This is a genomic window from Flavobacterium johnsoniae UW101 (assembly GCF_000016645.1).
GTDB classification, from domain to species: domain Bacteria; phylum Bacteroidota; class Bacteroidia; order Flavobacteriales; family Flavobacteriaceae; genus Flavobacterium; species Flavobacterium johnsoniae.
The window spans coordinates 2643048-2662284 of sequence record NC_009441.1 but is presented as its reverse complement, the minus strand read 5'-3'; the positions used below and the strand labels follow the sequence as shown (position 1 = coordinate 2662284).

The 19237-nt window shown below is 33.5% G+C and carries 22 protein-coding genes; 11 read left to right on the top strand and 11 right to left on the bottom strand.

Annotated elements, in window-relative coordinates; genetic code table 11:
* The first annotated feature begins 8 nt into the window (after positions 1-8).
* From FJOH_RS11505 to FJOH_RS11490, 4 genes are all read left to right on the top strand, one after another.
* Positions 9-974, top strand: coding sequence for a DUF6515 family protein (locus tag FJOH_RS11505; protein ID WP_044047685.1), 966 nt, complete (start codon positions 9-11; stop codon positions 972-974).
* A 103-nt stretch (positions 975-1077) separates the two neighbouring features.
* On the top strand, positions 1078-2232 hold the full coding sequence (locus FJOH_RS11500; protein ID WP_012024273.1) for a formylglycine-generating enzyme family protein: 1155 nt from the start codon (positions 1078-1080) through the stop codon (positions 2230-2232).
* A gap of 119 nt (positions 2233-2351) precedes the next feature.
* Positions 2352-3629, top strand: coding sequence for a peptidase T (pepT, locus tag FJOH_RS11495; RefSeq protein ID WP_012024272.1), 1278 nt, complete (start codon positions 2352-2354; stop codon positions 3627-3629).
* A gap of 1 nt (position 3630) precedes the next feature.
* Positions 3631-4218 (top strand): YdeI/OmpD-associated family protein, encoded by a 588-nt coding sequence (locus tag FJOH_RS11490; protein ID WP_012024271.1) that lies wholly within the window; start codon positions 3631-3633, stop codon positions 4216-4218.
* A 246-nt stretch (positions 4219-4464) separates the two neighbouring features.
* Here the strand turns inward: FJOH_RS11490 and yajC are convergent, their stop codons facing one another.
* The 3 genes from yajC to FJOH_RS11475 form a co-directional block, all read right to left on the bottom strand.
* Complete coding sequence (gene yajC / locus FJOH_RS11485) at positions 4465-4740, bottom strand: preprotein translocase subunit YajC (RefSeq protein WP_012024270.1); 276 nt, start codon at positions 4738-4740, stop codon at positions 4465-4467.
* 78 nt (positions 4741-4818) lie between these two features.
* Positions 4819-5730, bottom strand: coding sequence for a transcription antitermination factor NusB (nusB, locus tag FJOH_RS11480; RefSeq protein WP_012024269.1), 912 nt, complete (start codon positions 5728-5730; stop codon positions 4819-4821).
* 290 nt (positions 5731-6020) lie between these two features.
* Positions 6021-7127 (bottom strand): Glu/Leu/Phe/Val family dehydrogenase, encoded by a 1107-nt coding sequence (locus tag FJOH_RS11475; protein ID WP_044047684.1) that lies wholly within the window; start codon positions 7125-7127, stop codon positions 6021-6023.
* Positions 7128-7332: 205 nt separating this feature from the next.
* Here FJOH_RS11475 and FJOH_RS11470 point away from each other — a divergent pair, with 205 nt between their 5' ends.
* The 4 genes from FJOH_RS11470 to FJOH_RS11455 all read left to right on the top strand — a co-directional run bounded on the left by FJOH_RS11470 (position 7333) and on the right by FJOH_RS11455 (position 11081).
* Positions 7333-9111, top strand: a complete 1779-nt coding sequence (locus FJOH_RS11470) for an ABC transporter ATP-binding protein (protein ID WP_012024267.1) — start codon at positions 7333-7335, stop codon at positions 9109-9111.
* Positions 9112-9179: 68 nt separating this feature from the next.
* A complete protein-coding gene (locus FJOH_RS11465; protein ID WP_044047683.1) occupies positions 9180-9548 on the top strand; it encodes a PUR family DNA/RNA-binding protein in 369 nt (122 codons plus the stop codon).
* 137 nt (positions 9549-9685) lie between these two features.
* Positions 9686-10516, top strand: coding sequence for an alpha/beta hydrolase (locus FJOH_RS11460; protein WP_012024265.1), 831 nt, complete (start codon positions 9686-9688; stop codon positions 10514-10516).
* Positions 10517-10535: 19 nt separating this feature from the next.
* Entirely contained in the window at positions 10536-11081 is a 546-nt protein-coding gene (locus FJOH_RS11455) for an RBBP9/YdeN family alpha/beta hydrolase (RefSeq protein WP_012024264.1), read from the top strand.
* A gap of 72 nt (positions 11082-11153) precedes the next feature.
* Here the strand turns inward: FJOH_RS11455 and FJOH_RS11450 are convergent, their stop codons facing one another.
* A complete protein-coding gene (locus FJOH_RS11450) occupies positions 11154-11489 on the bottom strand; it encodes a tRNA-binding protein (RefSeq protein ID WP_012024263.1) in 336 nt (111 codons plus the stop codon).
* A 125-nt stretch (positions 11490-11614) separates the two neighbouring features.
* Between FJOH_RS11450 and FJOH_RS11445 the strand changes: the two genes are divergently transcribed.
* From FJOH_RS11445 to FJOH_RS11435, 3 genes are all read left to right on the top strand, one after another.
* Positions 11615-12508, top strand: coding sequence for an alpha/beta fold hydrolase (locus tag FJOH_RS11445; RefSeq protein ID WP_012024262.1), 894 nt, complete (start codon positions 11615-11617; stop codon positions 12506-12508).
* 190 nt (positions 12509-12698) lie between these two features.
* Positions 12699-13253, top strand: a complete 555-nt coding sequence (locus FJOH_RS11440; RefSeq protein WP_012024261.1) for a thioredoxin family protein — start codon at positions 12699-12701, stop codon at positions 13251-13253.
* A gap of 391 nt (positions 13254-13644) precedes the next feature.
* The gene (locus FJOH_RS11435; RefSeq protein ID WP_012024260.1) at positions 13645-14043 is read left to right on the top strand and encodes a GreA/GreB family elongation factor; all 399 of its coding nucleotides are present in this window, start codon (positions 13645-13647) and stop codon (positions 14041-14043) included.
* Between the two features lie 109 nt (positions 14044-14152).
* Here the strand turns inward: FJOH_RS11435 and FJOH_RS11430 are convergent, their stop codons facing one another.
* The 7 genes from FJOH_RS11430 to tnpA all read right to left on the bottom strand — a co-directional run bounded on the left by FJOH_RS11430 (position 14153) and on the right by tnpA (position 19145).
* Positions 14153-14461, bottom strand: a complete 309-nt coding sequence (locus tag FJOH_RS11430; RefSeq protein WP_012024259.1) for a cytochrome c — start codon at positions 14459-14461, stop codon at positions 14153-14155.
* Between the two features lie 101 nt (positions 14462-14562).
* Positions 14563-15495: a peptidylprolyl isomerase gene (locus FJOH_RS11425; protein ID WP_012024258.1), complete on the bottom strand. Its 933-nt coding sequence runs from the start codon at positions 15493-15495 to the stop codon at positions 14563-14565.
* A gap of 43 nt (positions 15496-15538) precedes the next feature.
* Positions 15539-16693 (bottom strand): MFS transporter, encoded by a 1155-nt coding sequence (locus FJOH_RS11420; protein WP_175556830.1) that lies wholly within the window; start codon positions 16691-16693, stop codon positions 15539-15541.
* A 142-nt stretch (positions 16694-16835) separates the two neighbouring features.
* The gene (locus tag FJOH_RS11415) at positions 16836-17186 is read right to left on the bottom strand and encodes a cupin domain-containing protein (RefSeq protein WP_012024256.1); all 351 of its coding nucleotides are present in this window, start codon (positions 17184-17186) and stop codon (positions 16836-16838) included.
* 50 nt (positions 17187-17236) lie between these two features.
* Positions 17237-18109, bottom strand: a complete 873-nt coding sequence (locus FJOH_RS11410) for a sugar phosphate isomerase/epimerase family protein (protein ID WP_012024255.1) — start codon at positions 18107-18109, stop codon at positions 17237-17239.
* A gap of 26 nt (positions 18110-18135) precedes the next feature.
* Positions 18136-18675 carry an NADPH-dependent FMN reductase gene (locus FJOH_RS11405; protein WP_012024254.1) on the bottom strand — a complete coding sequence of 180 codons (540 nt, stop codon included), beginning with the start codon at positions 18673-18675 and terminating at the stop codon, positions 18136-18138.
* Between the two features lie 8 nt (positions 18676-18683).
* Positions 18684-19145: an IS200/IS605 family transposase gene (gene tnpA / locus FJOH_RS11400; RefSeq protein ID WP_012024253.1), complete on the bottom strand. Its 462-nt coding sequence runs from the start codon at positions 19143-19145 to the stop codon at positions 18684-18686.
* Positions 19146-19237: the final 92 nt, after the last annotated feature.

The window sequence follows — 19237 nt, the reverse complement described above, 5'->3', positions numbered from 1 at the left end:
CACTGAAAATGAAAAACATAAGCAAAACAATAAAAAAAGCAGCAATTGTTTGTCTGTCCGGATCGTTTTTTTTGATTTCTATTGACAGCCTTGCACAACGTCGTGTTGGAGGCGGCGGAGGCGGTGTTCACAGACCTAGTGGCGGCGCTCACACAAGACCTGCTGCAACAAGGCCGGCCAATCAATCACGTCCGGCAACAAGACCTGCAGCGACAAGACCAGGATCTAACGGATCTGGAACAAAAGTTACAAGGCCCGCAAATGCATCAAACACAAAAATTAATAACAGAAACAATTCAGGTAACCGAAATTCTGACAACATTAGAAACTCTGGCAACCGAAATACCAACATAAGCGGCAACACAGTTAACAGAAACAGAAACAATGTAAATATTAACGTTAATAACAGTGTTCATGTTCGTAACAATCGTAACACAATTGTGAGACCAGGACCTAGACCTTATGCACGTCCGCCTTATGTATACGGAGGTTACAGATACAATTGCTATCATCCTTATTTCCCACGTCCTTATGTTCCTTTTTATTGGGGTCCCGTTTGGCATCCGTGGGGCTTCTTTGTAGCCACATTAGCAGTCACAGCAATTGTGGTTAGTGTAGAAAGCACGCAGTATCATTATGATCAGGGAGTTTGGTACACCTCGACAAACGGAGGTTATACAGCTGTTCCCGCACCTGTTGGCGGTACAGTAAATAATATTCCAAGCGGTGCTGAAACGGTCAATACAGGAACCGTTAATAACTATTACTACGGAGGAACGTATTATGAAAAAGATGGAGAAAAATATACAGTAGTAGCACCAACAGCCGGAACTATAGTTGAAAACCTGCCAGAAGGAGGTGAAGAAGTTACTATTGGTGATGCTAAATATGTAAAATTTGGAGAAACCTATTATCAACCCGTAAAAATTGACGGGAAAGATAAATATGAAGTAGTTCAAGTTGAAAAAGAGTAGATTAATTTTATTAATTCTATAAAATTACTATACTATTAAAAGTTATTTTTATAATTTTACCCATCTATTTGACAACCATACCATCAGACCAAAACTATTAACCATGAAAAATAAAACCTTTTGGATTTTCGCATTTCTGACCATCTTTATAATTTCCATTACTTATGGTGTAACTAAATTAATTTCACCTAAAGAAAAAGTAAAAGAAAAAGTAAAAGAAACAGCTTTAGAATGTCACGAAACACCAAATACTTCAGAACCATCGGCATTTAAACCTACCATCGAAAACAAAAACAAACCTTCAGGCAAAGCTCCGGAAGGCATGGTTTGGATTCCCGGAGGAGAATTCTCTATGGGAAGTAATGTTGAAGATGAAAGTTTATGCAGTATAAAAGGGGTTACAAAAGACGCTGCTCCTATTCATCGTGTTTATGTTGACGGATATTATATGGACAAAACTGAAGTTACAAACGAAGAATTTGAAAAATTTGTAAAAGCGACAGGTTATGTTACGGTAGCTGAACAGAAACCAACTAAAGAAGAGTTTCCTACAGCTAATGAAGAAGATTTAATTACAGGTTCAGTGGTTTTTACTCCCACTCCTTCAGCAGTTAATTTAAATAATTTTCTGCAGTGGTGGCGTTACGAACCGGGTGCTGACTGGAAACATCCGGAAGGTCCGCAGAGCAATATTAAAGGAAAAGAAAAATATCCTGTTGTACATGTTGTATATGAAGATGCTGCTGCTTATGCTAAATGGGCAGGAAAAAGACTTCCAACTGAAGCAGAATGGGAATTTGCTGCACGCGGCGGAAAAACAGGAAACTTATATGCATGGGGAAATGATTTAAAACCAAAGGGAAAATTTCAGGCCAATATTTATCAAGGTCATTTTCCAATAAAAGATGGTGATACCGGCGAGGATGGTTTTAAAGGAATAGCTCCAACCGCACAATTTGCACCAAATGCGTATGGTTTATACGATATGGCCGGAAATGTATGGGAATGGGTGAATGACTGGTACAGTGTAGATTATTACAAATCATTAGCAGAAAGCGGTAAAACAGTCAAAAATCCGCAGGGACCAAATGCCTACTATGATCCTAATGACCCAACTGAAATAAAACGTGTGCATCGCGGCGGTTCTTTTTTATGTACTGACCAGTACTGTACACGCTATATGGTTGGAACAAGAGGAAAAGGAGAAATCAGATCTGCTGCTAACCATGTTGGCTTTAGATGTGTAAAGAGTATTTAAACTAAAAAAAACAGTACGATAAAAGGATTCTAAACAGAATCCTTTTTCTATTTTTTGAAGGCAGACAGCAAAATATACCTCCTGAAAAAAATGTTTATATTTGCTAAAAATAAAAAGAAATGCAACATATCATAGATCGTTTTATCAGTTATGTAACAATTGATACTGAATCAGATCCGAATTCGAAAACAACACCAAGTACAGAAAAACAATGGAATCTTGCCAATAAGTTAGTTGAAGAACTAAAAGCAATTGGATTAACAGATGTTACTATAGACGACAAAGCTTACATCATGGCAACCCTGCCAAGCAATGTCGATCACGAAGTGCCTACAATTGGTTTTGTTTCTCATTTTGATACTTCACCAGATTTCAGCGGTGCCAATGTAAAGCCTCAAATAGTAGAGAATTACGACGGAAAAGATATTGTTTTAAATGCTGAAAAAAACATCATTTTATCTCCAGATTACTTTAAAGATTTATTACAATATAAAGGACAGACGATTATTACAACTGACGGAACTACCTTGTTAGGTGCCGATGATAAAGCCGGAATTACTGAAATTGTTTCGGCAATGGAATATTTAATTCAGCATCCGGAAATAAAGCATGGAAAAATCAGGATTGGTTTTACGCCAGATGAAGAAATCGGTCGCGGCGCACATCATTTTGATGTTGAAAAATTTGGTGCTCAATGGGCTTATACTATGGACGGAAGCCAGATTGGCGAATTAGAATATGAAAACTTTAATGCTGCCGGAGCGAAAATTACTTTTAAAGGAAAAAGTGTTCATCCTGGTTATGCAAAAGGTAAAATGATTAATTCTATGCTTTTGGCCAATGAGTTTATCAACGAACTTCCAAAAGGAGAAACACCTCAGGAAACTAAAGGTTACGAAGGATTTTTTCACGTTCACCATTTAACAGGAAGTATTGAAGAAACTGTTTTAGAATTGATTATTCGTGATCACAACAAAAAGAAATTCGAAAAACGTAAAGAGCTGATTGAGAAAATTGCGAAAAAATTCAATAAAAAATTCGCAAAGAAATTTGGCGAAGATATTGTTATTACCGAAATAAGAGACCAATATTACAATATGAAGGAAAAAGTTCTTCCGGTAAAACATATTGTGGATATCGCTGAAAAAGCGATGCGCGAATTAAACATCAAACCTATCATAAAACCAATTCGCGGCGGAACAGACGGTTCTCAGTTGTCTTTTATGGGGTTACCTTGTCCGAATATTTTTGCGGGCGGGCATAATTTCCACGGAAAATACGAATATGTTCCTGCAGAAAGCATTCAAAAAGCAACTGATGTAATTGTAAAAATTGCAGAATTAACAGCAGTTCCCGGAATTTTTGATACACCTGAAAAACCTAAAAGAACAAGATAAAGTGGAAACGAATTCTGATAAAAAACACGTTTGGGATAAAGTCAATCAATGGGAAGAAGAACTTCTTTTTCTAAAAGCAATCATTGACAAAACTGAACTGGTCGAAACCATAAAATGGGGAGGTCCAATTTATGTTTACAACAAAAAAAATGTTATCGGAATTGGAGGTTTTAAAAATTATTTTGCAATTTGGTTTATAAATGGTGTATTTCTGAAAGATGAAAAAAAGAGACTGATAAATGCTCAGGAAGACAAAACAAAATCGATGCGTCAATGGCGTTTTACTTCAAAAGAAGAAGTAAACGAAAAAGAAGTTCTTGAGTATATTTTAGAAGCAATTGAAAATGAAAAAGAAGGAAAAGTCATAAAACCTTCAAAAAAAGAAACCATTGTTTCAGAACTTCTTGAAAAAGAAATGCTTCAAAACCCGGCTTTAAAAGATGCTTTTGAAAAATTTACTCCTTATAAACAATACGAGTTTCTGGAATATATTGAAAGTGCAAAACAGGAAAAAACAAAACTCGCGAGAATTGAAAAAGTAATTCCGATGATTTTAGGGAATATTGGATTAAACGACAAATACAGATAGTTAAATTCCAAATTACAAGCTATACGAGACCTTTGTCAAAGTTAAAACTTTGATAAAGGTCTTTTTTTTAGCGTAAAGTAATGTCATTGCGAGGAACGAAGCAATCTCATGATACTCTATTACGCATGCTTATGTTAGTGCGATTGCTTCGTTCCTGGCAATGACATTACATACGTTCCGCTTAAACAAAAAAAATCCCAAACTCCTTTTTGGAATTTGGGATTTTTAAAATATTGTAATTTAAAATTAAGCTTTCTTATTCAAAGCTGCGCTCAATTCTAAAGAAATAGCTGAACGCTCTAATTTTAATTTTCCTGACATAGTTTCGATTACTACAGTAGTTTCTGCCAATTCAGCAATTTTACCGTGAAATCCGCTTTTTGTTACTATTTTGTCACCTACTTTCAGGCTGCTTTCAAATTCTTTTTCGTTTTTAGCTCTTTTTTGCTGTGGTCTGATCATAAAGAAATAGATTACCACAAACATTAAAAGGAACGGTGCAAATTGACTTAATTGTCCCATAATTAAATTCTGTTTTTGATTTATATTAATATTTTCTTTTTGGAATTTTCTATTCTAAAACTGGAATTTCTTCTAAAATTACATTAACCCTCTTCCCACTTTCACCATTTTTTTACTGGCTTCAAGTTCTTTTACAAGATTATCTAAAATTCCGTTGATAAAAATACTGCTTTTTGGCGTAGAATACTCTTTTGCAATTTCTAAATATTCGTTAAGAGTTACTTTTACAGGAATCGAAGGGAATTTTAAGAATTCGCAAATTGCCATTTTCAGGATAATTGTATCAATTTCAGCAATCCTTTCACTGTCCCAATTTGGGGTTTTATCGTCGTATTCTTTTGCTAAAACAGCCTCGTTTAAAACAGTTCTTCTAAATAAATCTTTTGCAAAATCTTTATCCTCAACATCCTTATACAATTTAGGAACTCTAAATTCGTCTGGATTATCAGTTTTAATTGCTTTTAACTGCTTAATAATATGCGTATTTACAACCGGAATATCATCAACCCAAGTTAATTTATCATCCTCTAAATACTCATATAATTTATCATTTGGAACAATAACTTCAGCAAATAAATCAGCAATAAACTGTTTGTCTTCTTCAAAAGTATTGACATTATTGCTCATATACTTTTTGTAAATATCACTTGCTTTAATATCATTTAAAAGCAAAATAATATAATCATCATTTAATGACCAGTTGTTGATTTTACGGTTTTCTAAAGCAATGCTAAGGGAATTACTTTCCGCAAGAAGCTGAAAGATTTTGTTTTTAACGAACTTTTCGTTCGGATTACGTTCTGCTGGAGTTGCAAGATGTTTTTTGCTTGATAGATGTAAAAAAACTGATTCTTTTTTGCATATTTCAATCAATGAAGAAAGCATTATCAGATATAAGTCCTGAATATTATCAATACTGTAGAAAAGAAATTTTTCTTCTTTTTCCATATTATCAGAACCGCTTTGATGCATTGCATAAATGGACTGCATTACTTTAATGCGTATGTGTCTTCTATTTACCACCTCGTAAGAACATTTAAAAATTAGTCTGCAAAATTAGGAATTTCAATCCTGATATTAAAATTAATTCGTAAAAAAGTCGTGCTTTTGGATTAGAGTTTGCAGTCGCAGTCACCGTTTATAGTATTATATTAGGAATCAGATAAAAAAAGTATCTGTTTACAGCAGTAAAGAATTGCATAAAAAAAGTCCCAGTCACAATTTTCAAAATCTGAAAACTCTGACTGAGACTGTAAACTAATACTAAAAAACTCTAAAAATTATTTCTTAGCGTTTTCGATTTTTCTTGCATCAATACGATTTTGAGCAATTGTAAGTGCTGCTTTATGAGTTGTGATTCCGTTTTTAGCAGCGTAATCGATAATTTCTAAAGTTGTATTATAGATATTTTCTGTTTTAGCCATGATCTCAGCTTTGCCATAATGCTCTAATTCAGCATAAACATTGATGATTCCACCAGCATTAATTAAGAAATCCGGAGCGTATAAAATTCCTCTTTCTTGTAATCTTGCACCGTGAACATTTTCATCAGCTAACTGGTTGTTTGCCGCTCCGGCAATAACTTTAGCTTTAATTTTATCTACTGTATTGTCGTTAATTGTTGCTCCCATTGCACATGGCGCATAGATATCTACATCGGCAGTATACAAATCTTCACCTGTATAAATAGTGGCATTGTATTTTGAAGCTGCCTGGTATAATTTTTCTTCGTTGATATCAGTAATTGTAACTATCGCTCCTTCTTTAGTTAAATAATCAACCAAAGTTTCACCTACATGGCCAATTCCCTGAACCAAAACTTTTTTACCTTCCAGAACATCAGAACCAAACTGACTTTTAGCAGCAGCTTTCATTCCTAAATAAACTCCGTAAGCTGTTACAGGAGAAGGATTTCCAGAACCGCCTCTTTCTTCAGAGATTCCGGTAACATAAGGCGTTACATCTCTTACAGTGTCCATGTCTTTAGTTTCCATTCCAACATCTTCAGCTGTAATATATCTTCCGCTCAAAGAGTGTACAAATTCACCAAACTTACGCATTAATTCAGGCGTTTTTTGCGTTTTTGCATCTCCAATAATAACCGCTTTTCCACCGCCAATATTCAGACCGGTAATAGCTGATTTATAAGTCATACCTCTGGAAAGACGCAAAACATCGTTTAATGCTTCCCACTCGGTATTATAATTCCACATTCTTGTGCCTCCTAAGGCTGGTCCCATAACAGAATTATGAATACCAATAATTGCTTTTAAACCTGTATCTTTGTCATTACAAAATACAATTTGTTCGTGATCATCAAAAGATAACTGACCAAAAACAGGGTCCATTTTTTGAAGTTCCTTTCCAGTTGCGAAAGCTGCATTCATAGTGTTAGTTTTAATTTGTTTAAAAATTATGAATTCGTCAAAAAGACAATCCAAACATAAACAAAAAATACACATGTGCTAATTTTTTATCCATAAAATAACAATTTTACAATATAATTGTTTTGATTAAATTGCATTTTATTATAATTTTATTTAATAATAATTCATAATTCCCAATCAATTCAATATCGAATTTCTTAAAAAAATGAAAGAATTAAGCTATTTAAACAAATATTTCATCAAATATAAATACAGTTTTTCCTTAGGTATTTTAATCACCATAATCGCACAAATATTCTTTTTATTTACCCCAAAACTGGTGAGTCAGTCTTTTGATGTAATTGAGAAGTTTCTCAAATTATCAGAAACCGATAAAAAATCTTCTATAATAACAAACTTTTACGAGCAGGAACTAATTCATAACATCCTCTTAATTGTAGGAAGTGCTATTATTGGAGGTTTCCTTACTTTTTTAATGAGACAAACCTTAATAGTAATGTCACGCCATATAGAATTTGATTTAAAAAATGAAGTTTTCAAGCAATACGAAAATCTTTCACAGAATTTCTACAAGCAAAATCGTACCGGAGATTTAATGAACCGTATAAGCGAAGACGTATCAAAAGTCCGCATGTACGTTGGTCCTGCCGTAATGTACACTATAAATACAGTTATTCGGTTTGCTATTGTTATACTATATATGTATAATGTTTCGCCGCTGCTTACCTTATATACTATTCTGCCGCTGCCAATTTTATCTTATTGTATCTTCAAACTAAGTTCAGAAATCAATAAGCGAAGCACTACATTTCAGCAATATCTTTCAAAAGTTTCAAGCTTTACTCAGGAAATATTTTCAGGAATTAGAGTAATCAAAGCGTATTCATTAGAAAATCAGCACCAAAACAATATGATTGAACTTTCAGACGAAAGCAAACGCAAAAGTTTAGATCTTGCTAAAGTGCAATCGCTGTTTGGTCCTTTAATGATTGCCCTTATTGGAATCAGTAATTTGGTGGTAATTTATTTTGGAGGTGTTATGTACATTAACGGAACTATTCCGAATATAGGTACTATTGCCGAATTTATCTTATATGTTAACATGCTGACCTGGCCCGTTGCATCGCTTGGATGGGTTTCATCTATGGTTCAGGAAGCAGAAGCTTCTCAGAAACGATTAAATGAATTTTTGAAGATTGAACCAGAAATCAAAAACAACAATCCAAATTCATCAGATATTCAGGGCGAGATTGCTTTTGAAAATATTAATTATACTTATGAAGATACTAATATTGAAGCTTTAAAAGAAGTTTCATTTACCGTAAAAAAAGGAGAAACCCTTGCCATTTTAGGAAAAACAGGTTCTGGAAAATCAACAATATTGTCTTTGATTTCCCGTTTGTATGATGTTACCAGCGGAAAAATAACAATTGACGGAAATGAGATCAGTACTTTAAACCTAAATGACTTAAGAAACAGCATAGGAATTGTGCCTCAGGATGCCTTTTTGTTTTCGGACACGATTAAAAATAACATCAAATTCGGAAATCAAAATGCGACTGATGAAGAAGTTATCGATGCTGCCAAAAATGCTGTAGTTCACGATAATATCATCGCTTTTAACAAACAATATGATACAATTTTGGGCGAAAGAGGAATAACTCTTTCCGGCGGACAAAAACAGCGTGTATCTATTGCAAGAGCAATTATAAAAAATCCTGCTATTTTACTTTTTGACGATTGTTTATCTGCGGTCGATACCGAAACGGAAGAAACGATTTTAAACAATTTATTTGAATTTTGTAAAGATAAAACTACAATAATTGTCAGTCATCGAGTTTCTTCGGCTAAAAATGCCGACAAAATTATTATTCTTGAAGATGGTAAGATTATTCAACAAGGCTCTCATAATCAATTAATAAATCAGGAAGGCTATTATGCGTCGTTATATTTAAAACAACTTTCGGAAAAAGAATTACTTTAATTGTTGCGTAATAGATAATTTTTTATGATTTTTGATTACTATTAATTCCAAAAATGATAGAACGTATTATGAGAGAAAATGACATGTTAGAAAAAGAAGAGATTTTTTCTAAAGTATTACGAGCAGGAAGAAGAACTTATTTCTTTGATGTGAGAGCTACTAAAGCTGACGATTATTATATTACCATTACCGAAAGCAAAAAGTTTACTGAAGAAGATGGTTCTTTTCATTTTAAAAAACACAAAATTTATTTATACAAAGAAGATTTTAGTGCTTTTGCTGAAATATTAGAAGAAATGACTTCATACGTTTTGAACCACAAAGGCGAAGAAGTAATTTCTGAAAGACACCAAAAAGATTTCAAAAAAGAATACAGCTCTGATAAAGCAGAAACGCACAGATCAAGCTTTACCGATATTGATTTTGACGATATTTAGTCTTAATACAACCTTAAAAAATACGAGTCCAACATGTAACACATTTTGGGCTTTTTTTATACTTTAAAATTCTATAATTTTAGTAGATAATCAAATCTCAATTTTAGACTTTAGATTTAATTTATAATAAACTTGTAATGAAAAAAGTAATATTTTTAGTAACATTCGTTTTAATTACCGTTTCGGCATTGGCACAACAAACCGATTATGAAACCAAATCAAACATTCAATATTATAACACAGCTACAAATAAATCTGACAGTTACATTAACGAAAGATGTGTTCTCGATATTTATTATCCAAAAAACACAAAAGGCTTTGCCACTATTGTCTGGTTTCATGGCGGAGGATTAACAGGAGGAAGCAAAGAAATTCCGGAAGCTTTAAAAAATAAAGGCTTTGCTATTATTGGCGTAAACTATAGATTATCTCCAAAAGCAAAAGCAGCTAAAGCAATTGAAGACGCTGCTGCTGCAGTAAGCTGGACATTTAACAATATTGCTAATTATGGAGGAGATCCTTCTTTAATTTTCGTTTCAGGACATTCGGCAGGAGGATATTTAGGAATGATGATTGGCTTAGATAAAAAATGGCTGCAAAAAGAAGGAATTGATGCCAACAGAATTGCGGGACTTATTCCGTTTAGCGGACAATGTATTACCCATTTTGAAATTAGAAGAGAAAACGGAATTCCCGAAAAACAACCAACAATTGATGCATTTGCACCTTTGTATCACGTTCGCGCTGATGCTCCGCCGCTTTTATTGATTACAGGTGATCGTGAATTGGAAATGTTAGGCCGTTATGAAGAAAACGCTTATTTGGCAAGAATGATGAAACTAGTTGGACATACACAAACAAAACTATACGAATTAGACGGTTACGGTCACGGAATGACTGAACCTGCTTTTCCTTTATTGGTAAATGAAGTCAACCGAATTTTAAAAGAAAAACAAACTAAAAAATAAACATCATAATTCCACGGCAATGGAAACACAACTATTAATTTTACCGGGATTAGGAAATTCCGGAGAAAAACACTGGCAGACCTTTTGGCACGAAAAATTTAAAAATTCAATTCGTCTGGTTCAGGACAATTGGGATGAACCTGTACGCGAAGACTGGATTTTCCGTTTAAACGAAGCGGTTTCAAAACTTGAAAATCCAACTATTTTAGTAGCACACAGTCTGGCAGTTTCATTAGTATTGCACTGGGCAGAAACACATTCAAATAAAAATATAATTGGTGCCTTGCTTGTGGCTCCAGCCGATGTTGATTCACCTGAACATACACCGGATATTATCAGAAATTTTTCGCCTATGCCGCTTTACAAACTACCTTTTCCATCAATAGTAGTAGCCAGCGAAAACGATCCTTACGCCTTATTCGAAAGAAAACAATATTTTGCAGAAAAATGGGGAAGTGATTTTGTAAACGTAGGTCAGCAAGGACACATAAATTCCGATTCTGATTTAAAATATTGGGAAGAAGGACAGGTTATTTTGCAACAGTTAATTTCTAAAATTAAATAGTTCGAAGTCTCAGTCTCAGTCTTCAGTCTCAGTTTACAGTTTTACACTGAGACTGAGACTGAAAACTGAAAACTAACCAATACGCAGTCCGTTTGGTATTTTAAAATCTGGGGCAAGTAAAATAACATCTCCCTCCTCGCCTACAGCTCCAAGAACAAGACATTCGCTCATAAATTTTCCAATTTGTTTTCTTGGAAAATTTACAACCGCCACTATCTGCCTGTTTACTAAATCTTCTTTGTTATATCGTTTTGTAATTTGTGCCGATGATTTTCGGATGCCAATTTCGGGACCAAAATCTATTGTAAGCTGAAAAGCAGGTTTTCTGGCTTCGGGAAAATCATTAACTTCAATGATTGTTCCTACGCGCATATCGGTTCTTTCAAACTCGTTCCAGGTTAAATCCATTTTTATTCTTTATTTACAAACCTATAAATTTTGTAACGAATACACCTAATTCTATAACCCATTTTTTGACTCTCGAATTAATTTTACGATACAGGTTTAGTAACTAACTAGAAAAAGATGTAACAATGGAAAATAGTATAATAAACTCAAATCCAACTCTAAGAGATTTAAATTTTGATATTCATCAATTAAATACAGATAAATATATAGAAACGGCCAAAAACGTAAAACTTTATGTAAAGGATTATGGAAAAGGAAAACCCGTTATTTTAATTCACGGATGGCCTCTTTCTAATGAAATGTGGGAATATCAAATTGATTTTTTGGTTAAAAATAATTACCGTGTAATTGCTTATGACCGTCGTGGTTTTGGTAAATCATCTCAGCCCTGGGATGGCTATGATTATGATACTCTGAGTGATGACTTAAGCGAAATTATAGAACAGTTAGAATTAGAAAATGTTACTTTAGTGGGCTTTTCGATGGGCGGCGGTGAGGTAATTCGTTATTTTAGCAGACATCAGGGAAAAGGCATTGCTAAAGTTGCTCTTATTTCGTCTATTATTCCATTTTTATTAAAAACTGAAGATAATCCAGAAGGACGTCCAAAAGAAAAAACCGAAGCAACTGCTGCCTCAATACATGAAGACAGAATAGGCTTTTTGGATAATTTTGGAAAAATATTTTTTGGCGTAAACATTATCAACAAACCTTTAAGCACGCCTTTGTTAGAATATTACAGAGATTTATGTTCTGCAGCTTCACCAAGAGCTACATTGCAATGTGCAGAATCTCTAAACACAACCGATTTTAGAGACGAACTGCATACTATTAAAGTTCCAACTTTAATTATACACGGAACCGACGATAAAAATGTTCCTATTGAAGTGAGTTCAGAAAAAACAGCAAAAGCCATAAAAGATAATACCTTTATTGTCTACGAAGGTGCACCACACGGCTTATTCTATACCGAAAAAGACAAATTAAATAAAGATTTACTTGAGTTCTTGGATTCATAAAATAAGTCAGCTGCAGATTACACAGACTAAAAGGATTTTTTGCAGATTAAATCTGTTATAAAATTTCAAAATCATTTTAATCTGTGCAATCTGTGGCAAAAAATTACTCATGGTCAGAAACAACATTTCTTCTTGTACACTTTCTTTTACAGAATTTTAAAGCTATTTTTGAGAATTAATATTCTATAAAATGGCACGAACTCCTTCAAATATGATTCCGCTTGGGACAATTGCTCCCGAATTTTATTTAAAAGATACTAATTCGAATAATGTCTATTCGTTTGAAGATTTAAAAGGATCAAAAGGAACTCTTGTTATTTTTATGTGCAATCACTGTCCGTTTGTGCTTCATGTTATCAACGAAATTGTCATGATTGCAAATGATTATCGTGTTCAGGGACTTGGAATTATTGCCATTTCAAGCAACGATATTATAAAATATCCCGAAGATTCTCCGGAATTAATGACTGATTTTGCTTTACAGCATAAAATAGATTTTCCTTATTTATTTGATGAAACTCAGGAAACTGCCAAAGCCTATGAGGCTGCCTGCACTCCTGATTTTTATTTATTTGACAATCAAAATAAGTTATTTTACAGAGGACAATTAGATGATTCAAGACCCGGAAACGGAATTCCGTTAAGCGGAACTGATTTAAGAAATGCTATTGACGCTTTGATTTATAACCGAATTTTAAACGAAATTCAAAAGCCTAGTATTGGATGTAACATCAAATGGAAATAAAGATATGTGCGCTTTAAAAAAAGTTTACTATCTTTGCTAACGAACAAACATTACTCATTGTGAGCACTATAACAATATTTACAGTTTCTGCTTTGCTGCTTTCTCTTACAAGAAGGCCGCTTTCTGCTGTATTTATTTCGCATAGTAAGGCCTTTATTAATTAGGCCTCCGTCTATTTCACTTTTCTTCTTTCAGGCGGAGGATTTACATCAGCTTAAACATTTACGTATTTGACAAAAATCAATTTTGGTCGGATATTTTTTTGTTTTTTCAAACTACATAATTTTCATTTAACGACCTATTTTTAATAGGATAAGGAAAGTTCGTTCTAAAGAATACAAAAGAAGAAAAATCATTCAAAAAAATTAATAACAATAAATTCAATATAGATATGAAACCAACACCCACTTTCTGTAAATCAGACTATCAATTTTTAAGAGAATTGATTCTAAAAAGTAAAAATTCAACTAATACTAAAGAGGCAAATCAGCTTTCGCAAGAGTTAGACCGCGCTGTAATAAGTAAAGAAAGCGAACTGGACAGTTCGGTTATCAGGATTAATTCTCTTGTAACGATTGAAGATGTAAAAGCAAATAAACAAATGAAGATTCAAATTGTTCTACCTTCATATGCAGATGTCAAGCAGAGCAAAATTTCAATTCTAGCACCTTTAAGCGTAGCTATTATTGGTTTTAAAGAAAATGACGAAGTCGATTGGGAATTACCGGCCGGCATTAAAACTTTAAAGATTGTAGCTGTAGATAACTCGGCTGTAGTACATCATTCTTAATTTTATAAAACACCTCATCATGTGAAGGTGTTTTTTTATATCTATTTGAAAAATAAAAAAAACCTGTTCAAAAAATACTGAACAGGTTTTTTATTATTTTGAATGTAAATTATAATTGCGAGTGAATATAATTTATTATTGAAGCCATTTTTACATCATCAAGTTTTGCTTTCTTCTGCATGCGAACTAAAATTGGCTGCCAGTCTTCTTTGCTAAATTTAGTTGGCTCATATAATTTATGACATCTGGCACAACTATTCTCATACAAGTTTTTTCCTTCTGCAAGTTCAGGAGTTAATTCTACTGTCGGATTTGCTGGAGCTGCCGGAGTCGCAGAAGCTACAGAAGCAGATTTTGAAGAACTACAGGCTGTTAAAAGCGCAGCTGCAAATACTGCACTTAATATTCTTAATTTCATCTTGTTTTTAAATTTAGTTTTCAAGTAAATTTAAAAAAAATCCCATTCGATAATCGAATGGGATTCTAGTTTAAAACAATTATAAATTGTCTTGTATATTCTTATTTTACGTCCATTAATTCAACGTCAAAAATCAAAGTTGCGTGCGGCGGGATAACTCCACCTGCACCAGATGGTCCGTAAGCTAAATCAGATGGAATTACAAAACGAGCTTTGTCTCCAACTTGTAATAAAGCAATACCTTCGTCCCATCCTTCAATAACCTGCCCAATTCCTAATTTAAATTCGATTGGTTTTTTACGCGGGTAAGATGAATCAAAAACTTTTCCGTTTTCTAAAGATCCTTCGTAGTGAACAGAAACTGTTTTTCCTGCTTCAGCTTTTTTACCTTCACCTTTTTGAATCATTTTGTAACGCAATCCGCTTTCAGTTTTATCAAAACCAGCTGCTAATTGTTCCATTTTTGCTTCAGATTCTGCTTTTAAAGCTGCTTCTCTTTTCATTCTGGCACCTTTTAAAGAAATAAAAGATTCAATTGCATTCCATTTTTGAGCTTCTTCACCAACTCTGATGATTTCTACAGACTCTAATGCATCACCTTGGGCAACAGCATCAACAATATCCTGTCCTTCAACTACATGTCCAAAAACAGTATGTTTTCCGTCTAACCAAGGAGTTGGTACGTGTGTAATGAAAAATTGAGAACCATTAGTTCCAGGACCTGAATTTGCCATAGATAAAACTCCTGGACGGTCATGTTTTAAACTTGGTACAAATTCGTCATCAAATTTATAACCCGGATCTCCAGTTCCAGTTCCTTTAGGACATCCACCCTGAATCATAAAATCAGCGATTACTCTGTGAAAGTTTAATCCGTCATAGAATTTTTGTCCTTGAGGTTTCACTTTATTCTCCATATTCCCTTCTGCAAGAGCAACAAAGTTTCCTACAGTTCCAGGTGTTAAATCGTGTGTAAGTTTTACTAAAATCGCACCTTTGCTAGTGTTGAATTTAGCATATATTCCGTTTTCCATTGTTGTTATTTTTTAATTGAACGCAAATTTACAAATTAATTTTTTAATCAATTTGTGCTTTCTGCTTTTTAGATTTTGATTTATAAGTCAGTCCGTAAACTGTTAATGATAATAACGATAAAACCATACAGCCAATTGTTACGGCATGCCATCCGCCCAGTTTCCACAACAACAATCCATAAGCAGATCCTGCAGCGGTTCCTAAAAAGCTAAACGACATAAATACCGTATTTAATCTGTTTCTGGCTTCCGGCAATAGAGAATAAACTCGTGTTTGGTTTGAAATGTGAACACCCTGAATTCCAATATCAATAAACACAATTCCAATGGCTACTCCAATTACGCTTTCTATAGAAAAATAGAAAATTAAAAAGCTTATTAATATTAATAAACAGCCATAACCAACTGCTATTCGCGAATTTCCTTTGTCTCCGATTTTTCCAACCAAAGGTGCAGCTAAAGCTCCGGAAGCTCCTACAATTCCAAATAATCCAATTGTAGCACTATTAAAGTGGAAAGGTTGTCCGGAAAGAAGTAAAACCATTGTGGTCCAGAAAGCACCAAACTGAGCAAAACTAAATACGTTGATTGCCGTAGCTTCACGTAAAACCGGCTGTGTTTTTATAAGAGTAAATAAAGATTGGATTAATTGCCCGTAAGTCCCTTTGAACTGAGGTTTATTTACAGGGAATTTATTTTGAATGACAAAAAAGATCAAAAGACAAATTCCGGCCGCGATATAAAACATCGATCTCCAGCCTAAAACTTCACCAATAAATCCGCTTAAAGTTCTCGAAAGCAAGATTCCGACCAATAACCCACTCATAATAGTTCCGATAACTTTTCCTCGTTGTTCCGGCGTACTTAATGAAGCAGCCAAAGGCAAGATAAGCTGTGGTACAATTGAAGTGATTCCAATTAATAAAGAAGCTATCTGCAAAATAAGAAAACTTTTTGCTGTTGCAGCAATAAGTAATGCAATTACAGAGGCAAAAGTGGTAATTAAAATCTGCTTTTTGCGTTCTAATTTATCACCAAGCGGCACCATAAAAAACAAACCAATGGCATAACCGGCCTGAGTTAAATATGTTATAGTTCCGGCGCTGGCTTCGGGAATTTTAAATTCGTTTGCAATTAAAACAATTAAAGGCTGGCAGTAATAAAGATTTGCAACTATAAGACCAGTGCAAACTGCCATAAACAGTACATTAGTTTTTGATAAATTCATTTTGCAAAAATACCGATCTAATCTTAATCAAAACTTTAAAAAAGTTATAAAATTTTTAAATTTAAGATCAGATCAAGGTTTTCAAATGATAATTCTCTTGATTTTAAAACTTTTATGATTTTAGAAAATCTTCTCTTGCTGGACCAAAAACATCAGTCAGCATACCGCTTTCTAGACATACAACTCCATGTACTGCATGCGGCGGAATGTAAAAACTGTCGCCTTCTTTTAAGGTTTCTGTTACACCATTTATGGTTACATCAAATTTTCCGCTTGCCACATACGTAACCTGAGTATGATAATGTTCGTGTAAAACACCAATTCCACCAGTTTCAAAATGTACATTTACAAGCATAACTCTGTCATCAAAAGCAAGAATTCTGCGTTTGATTCCTTCGCCAACCACTTCCCACTCTATTTCGTCTCCTTTTATAAATTCTTTACTTGTTCCGATATTCTGCATAGCTTTCAAAATTGATTTTTACAAAAATAAGACATTTTAATGATTTGGTTTTATATCAGTTTTTGTGAAATAAAACCGCAGCTTGTTTTAATGGACTGAAAAGAATTTACAGCAAAATTATTTTCTTGTTCAACAAAAAAATGAACCATTCCGGCCTGTTTTGCTGCTGCAAAAAAAGGTTTAAAATCGATTAATCCAGATCCGACTTCGGTATTCAGCGCCTGATTTTGTTTATCCATATCTTTTACATGCCACATTTTAAAACGGCCCGGATTTTCTTTAAACAATTGCAGCGGATCATTTCCTGAACGAACAACCCAGTATAGATCTAATTCAAAACAAACAAGACTTTTATCGGTTCCATTTAATAAAATCTCATACCCCGTAACACCATCATGTTTTTGAAATTCAAAATCGTGATTATGATAAGCTAATTTTAGTCCGGAATCGGCACACATTTTTGCTGCCTGATTTAATCGTGAAGCAATCTTTTTATAATCTTCAAGACTTTTCCTAAAAGATTCATCAACCCAGGGAACAGTTAGAAATTCGCTTTTAAGAGTCTTTGCTGCTTCAATTGAAGCTATAAGCTCAGCAGTATTTCCATCATATAAAAAGCTTCCTAAATTATAATGGCCGCTTACTGCTTTTAGATTATTTTCATCTAAAATCTTTTTTAATTCAACCGGAGATAATCCCCAAAATTGATCTTTAATCGAAAAGCCATACGTTTCTACATTTGTATATCCAGAAGCTGCAACTTTTTCTAAAACCGCTTTTACATTTTTTGGAAGTTCCTCCCTTAATGTGTACAACTGTAAACCAATCTCTTTTTTATACATAGAAAATGCTAATGAAGGTAAAGCCAAAACTGTCGCTGCAGTCAGACTAGTATTTATAATAAAAGTTCTTCTTGTAATCATTTTTGATCTAATTTCAGAAAGTAATTTTAATATAAAAATTGATTTTCAAAGTTATTTGTGAAGTTTTGAAGGGCTGCTTTGGTTTCTTCATTTATAATTTTTCCGTCTGCATCTACTTTACCTCGAATGCCTTGTATTAATAATTGTGTATTATTATCAAATTTAGCTTCAAGGGTTTTCATAATCAGCAGGAGTTGTTCGTGTCCCATTTCTCCAGACGCCGAAGCGGTTATTAATCCCGTCTTTTTATTTGAAAAAATAGTAGTCGAAACAAACCATTCTAAAGCATTCTTTAAACTTCCAGGTAAACTGAACACGTATTCTGGAGTGCATATTATTACTCCGTCTGCCTCTTTTATTTTATTTCTTAATGATGCAACTTCTTTCGGAGGGTTTTCGGTATCCAAATCTGGATTAAAATGAGGAATGGTATCTAAATCTTCAAATATTTCGACTTCAAAACCTGTTTTAATTTGCTCAGAAATATGTTTTAGAATTTTATAATTACTTGAGTTTTTTCTTGTACTGCCGGTTATGGCTATAATTTTTATTGTTTGTGGAGACATGTTTAAATTTAAATTAGTTCTTTAAAAATAAACTTTTCATCATAATCAACTTCAAATTTTTCAAGAAAATTGATGTATTCTTCTCTAAATGTTTTCTTTTTATGATGTTGTTCTTGCTTCTGAATATATTCTATAACGGCATTCAATTGAGATTTACTATATGAAAATGCTCCATACCCTTCCTGCCATTCAAAATGACTGTTTATAAATTTATTTTCATTTATCCATTTTGATGAATTTTGTTTCACAGTTTTCATCAATTCTGATATTGACTGTACAGGTCTAATACCGATCAAAATATGAACATGATCTGAAACACCATTTATCGCTAGAAGTTTATGATTATTATTTTTTATGATTCCCGAAATATACTTGAACAATTCATCTCTCCAGTTTTTGTGAATAATTGCTTTTCTGTATTTCACAGCAAAAACAAAATGAATATGTATTTGCGTATAGGTGTTTGCCATTTTATACAGTCCCTACGGGACATTGATTCTATATAATTATTTTTTTCTACCGATATTTTATTCCTAGCGGAATAATTTTTACATCGCAAACA

Coding starts and splice junctions, on each gene's coding strand:
- FJOH_RS11500 (WP_012024273.1), top strand. CDS start 1,078: ATGAAAAATAAAACCTTTTGGATTTTCGCATTTCTGACCATCTTTATA.
- FJOH_RS11505 (WP_044047685.1), top strand. CDS start 9: ATGAAAAACATAAGCAAAACAATAAAAAAAGCAGCAATTGTTTGTCTG.
- FJOH_RS11475 (WP_044047684.1), bottom strand. CDS start 7,127: ATGAATGCAGCTTTCGCAACTGGAAAGGAACTTCAAAAAATGGACCCT.
- FJOH_RS11425 (WP_012024258.1), bottom strand. CDS start 15,495: ATGGAAAACGGAATATATGCTAAATTCAACACTAGCAAAGGTGCGATT.
- pepT (WP_012024272.1), top strand. CDS start 2,352: ATGCAACATATCATAGATCGTTTTATCAGTTATGTAACAATTGATACT.
- FJOH_RS11450 (WP_012024263.1), bottom strand. CDS start 11,489: ATGGATTTAACCTGGAACGAGTTTGAAAGAACCGATATGCGCGTAGGA.
- FJOH_RS11460 (WP_012024265.1), top strand. CDS start 9,686: ATGAAAAAAGTAATATTTTTAGTAACATTCGTTTTAATTACCGTTTCG.
- FJOH_RS11430 (WP_012024259.1), bottom strand. CDS start 14,461: ATGAAATTAAGAATATTAAGTGCAGTATTTGCAGCTGCGCTTTTAACA.
- FJOH_RS11410 (WP_012024255.1), bottom strand. CDS start 18,109: ATGATTACAAGAAGAACTTTTATTATAAATACTAGTCTGACTGCAGCG.
- FJOH_RS11415 (WP_012024256.1), bottom strand. CDS start 17,186: ATGCAGAATATCGGAACAAGTAAAGAATTTATAAAAGGAGACGAAATA.
- FJOH_RS11420 (WP_175556830.1), bottom strand. CDS start 16,693: ATGGCAGTTTGCACTGGTCTTATAGTTGCAAATCTTTATTACTGCCAG.
- tnpA (WP_012024253.1), bottom strand. CDS start 19,145: ATGGCAAACACCTATACGCAAATACATATTCATTTTGTTTTTGCTGTG.
- FJOH_RS11465 (WP_044047683.1), top strand. CDS start 9,180: ATGAGAGAAAATGACATGTTAGAAAAAGAAGAGATTTTTTCTAAAGTA.
- FJOH_RS11445 (WP_012024262.1), top strand. CDS start 11,615: ATGGAAAATAGTATAATAAACTCAAATCCAACTCTAAGAGATTTAAAT.
- FJOH_RS11455 (WP_012024264.1), top strand. CDS start 10,536: ATGGAAACACAACTATTAATTTTACCGGGATTAGGAAATTCCGGAGAA.
- yajC (WP_012024270.1), bottom strand. CDS start 4,740: ATGGGACAATTAAGTCAATTTGCACCGTTCCTTTTAATGTTTGTGGTA.
- FJOH_RS11435 (WP_012024260.1), top strand. CDS start 13,645: ATGAAACCAACACCCACTTTCTGTAAATCAGACTATCAATTTTTAAGA.
- FJOH_RS11470 (WP_012024267.1), top strand. CDS start 7,333: ATGAAAGAATTAAGCTATTTAAACAAATATTTCATCAAATATAAATAC.
- FJOH_RS11440 (WP_012024261.1), top strand. CDS start 12,699: ATGGCACGAACTCCTTCAAATATGATTCCGCTTGGGACAATTGCTCCC.
- nusB (WP_012024269.1), bottom strand. CDS start 5,730: ATGCAGTCCATTTATGCAATGCATCAAAGCGGTTCTGATAATATGGAA.
- FJOH_RS11405 (WP_012024254.1), bottom strand. CDS start 18,675: ATGTCTCCACAAACAATAAAAATTATAGCCATAACCGGCAGTACAAGA.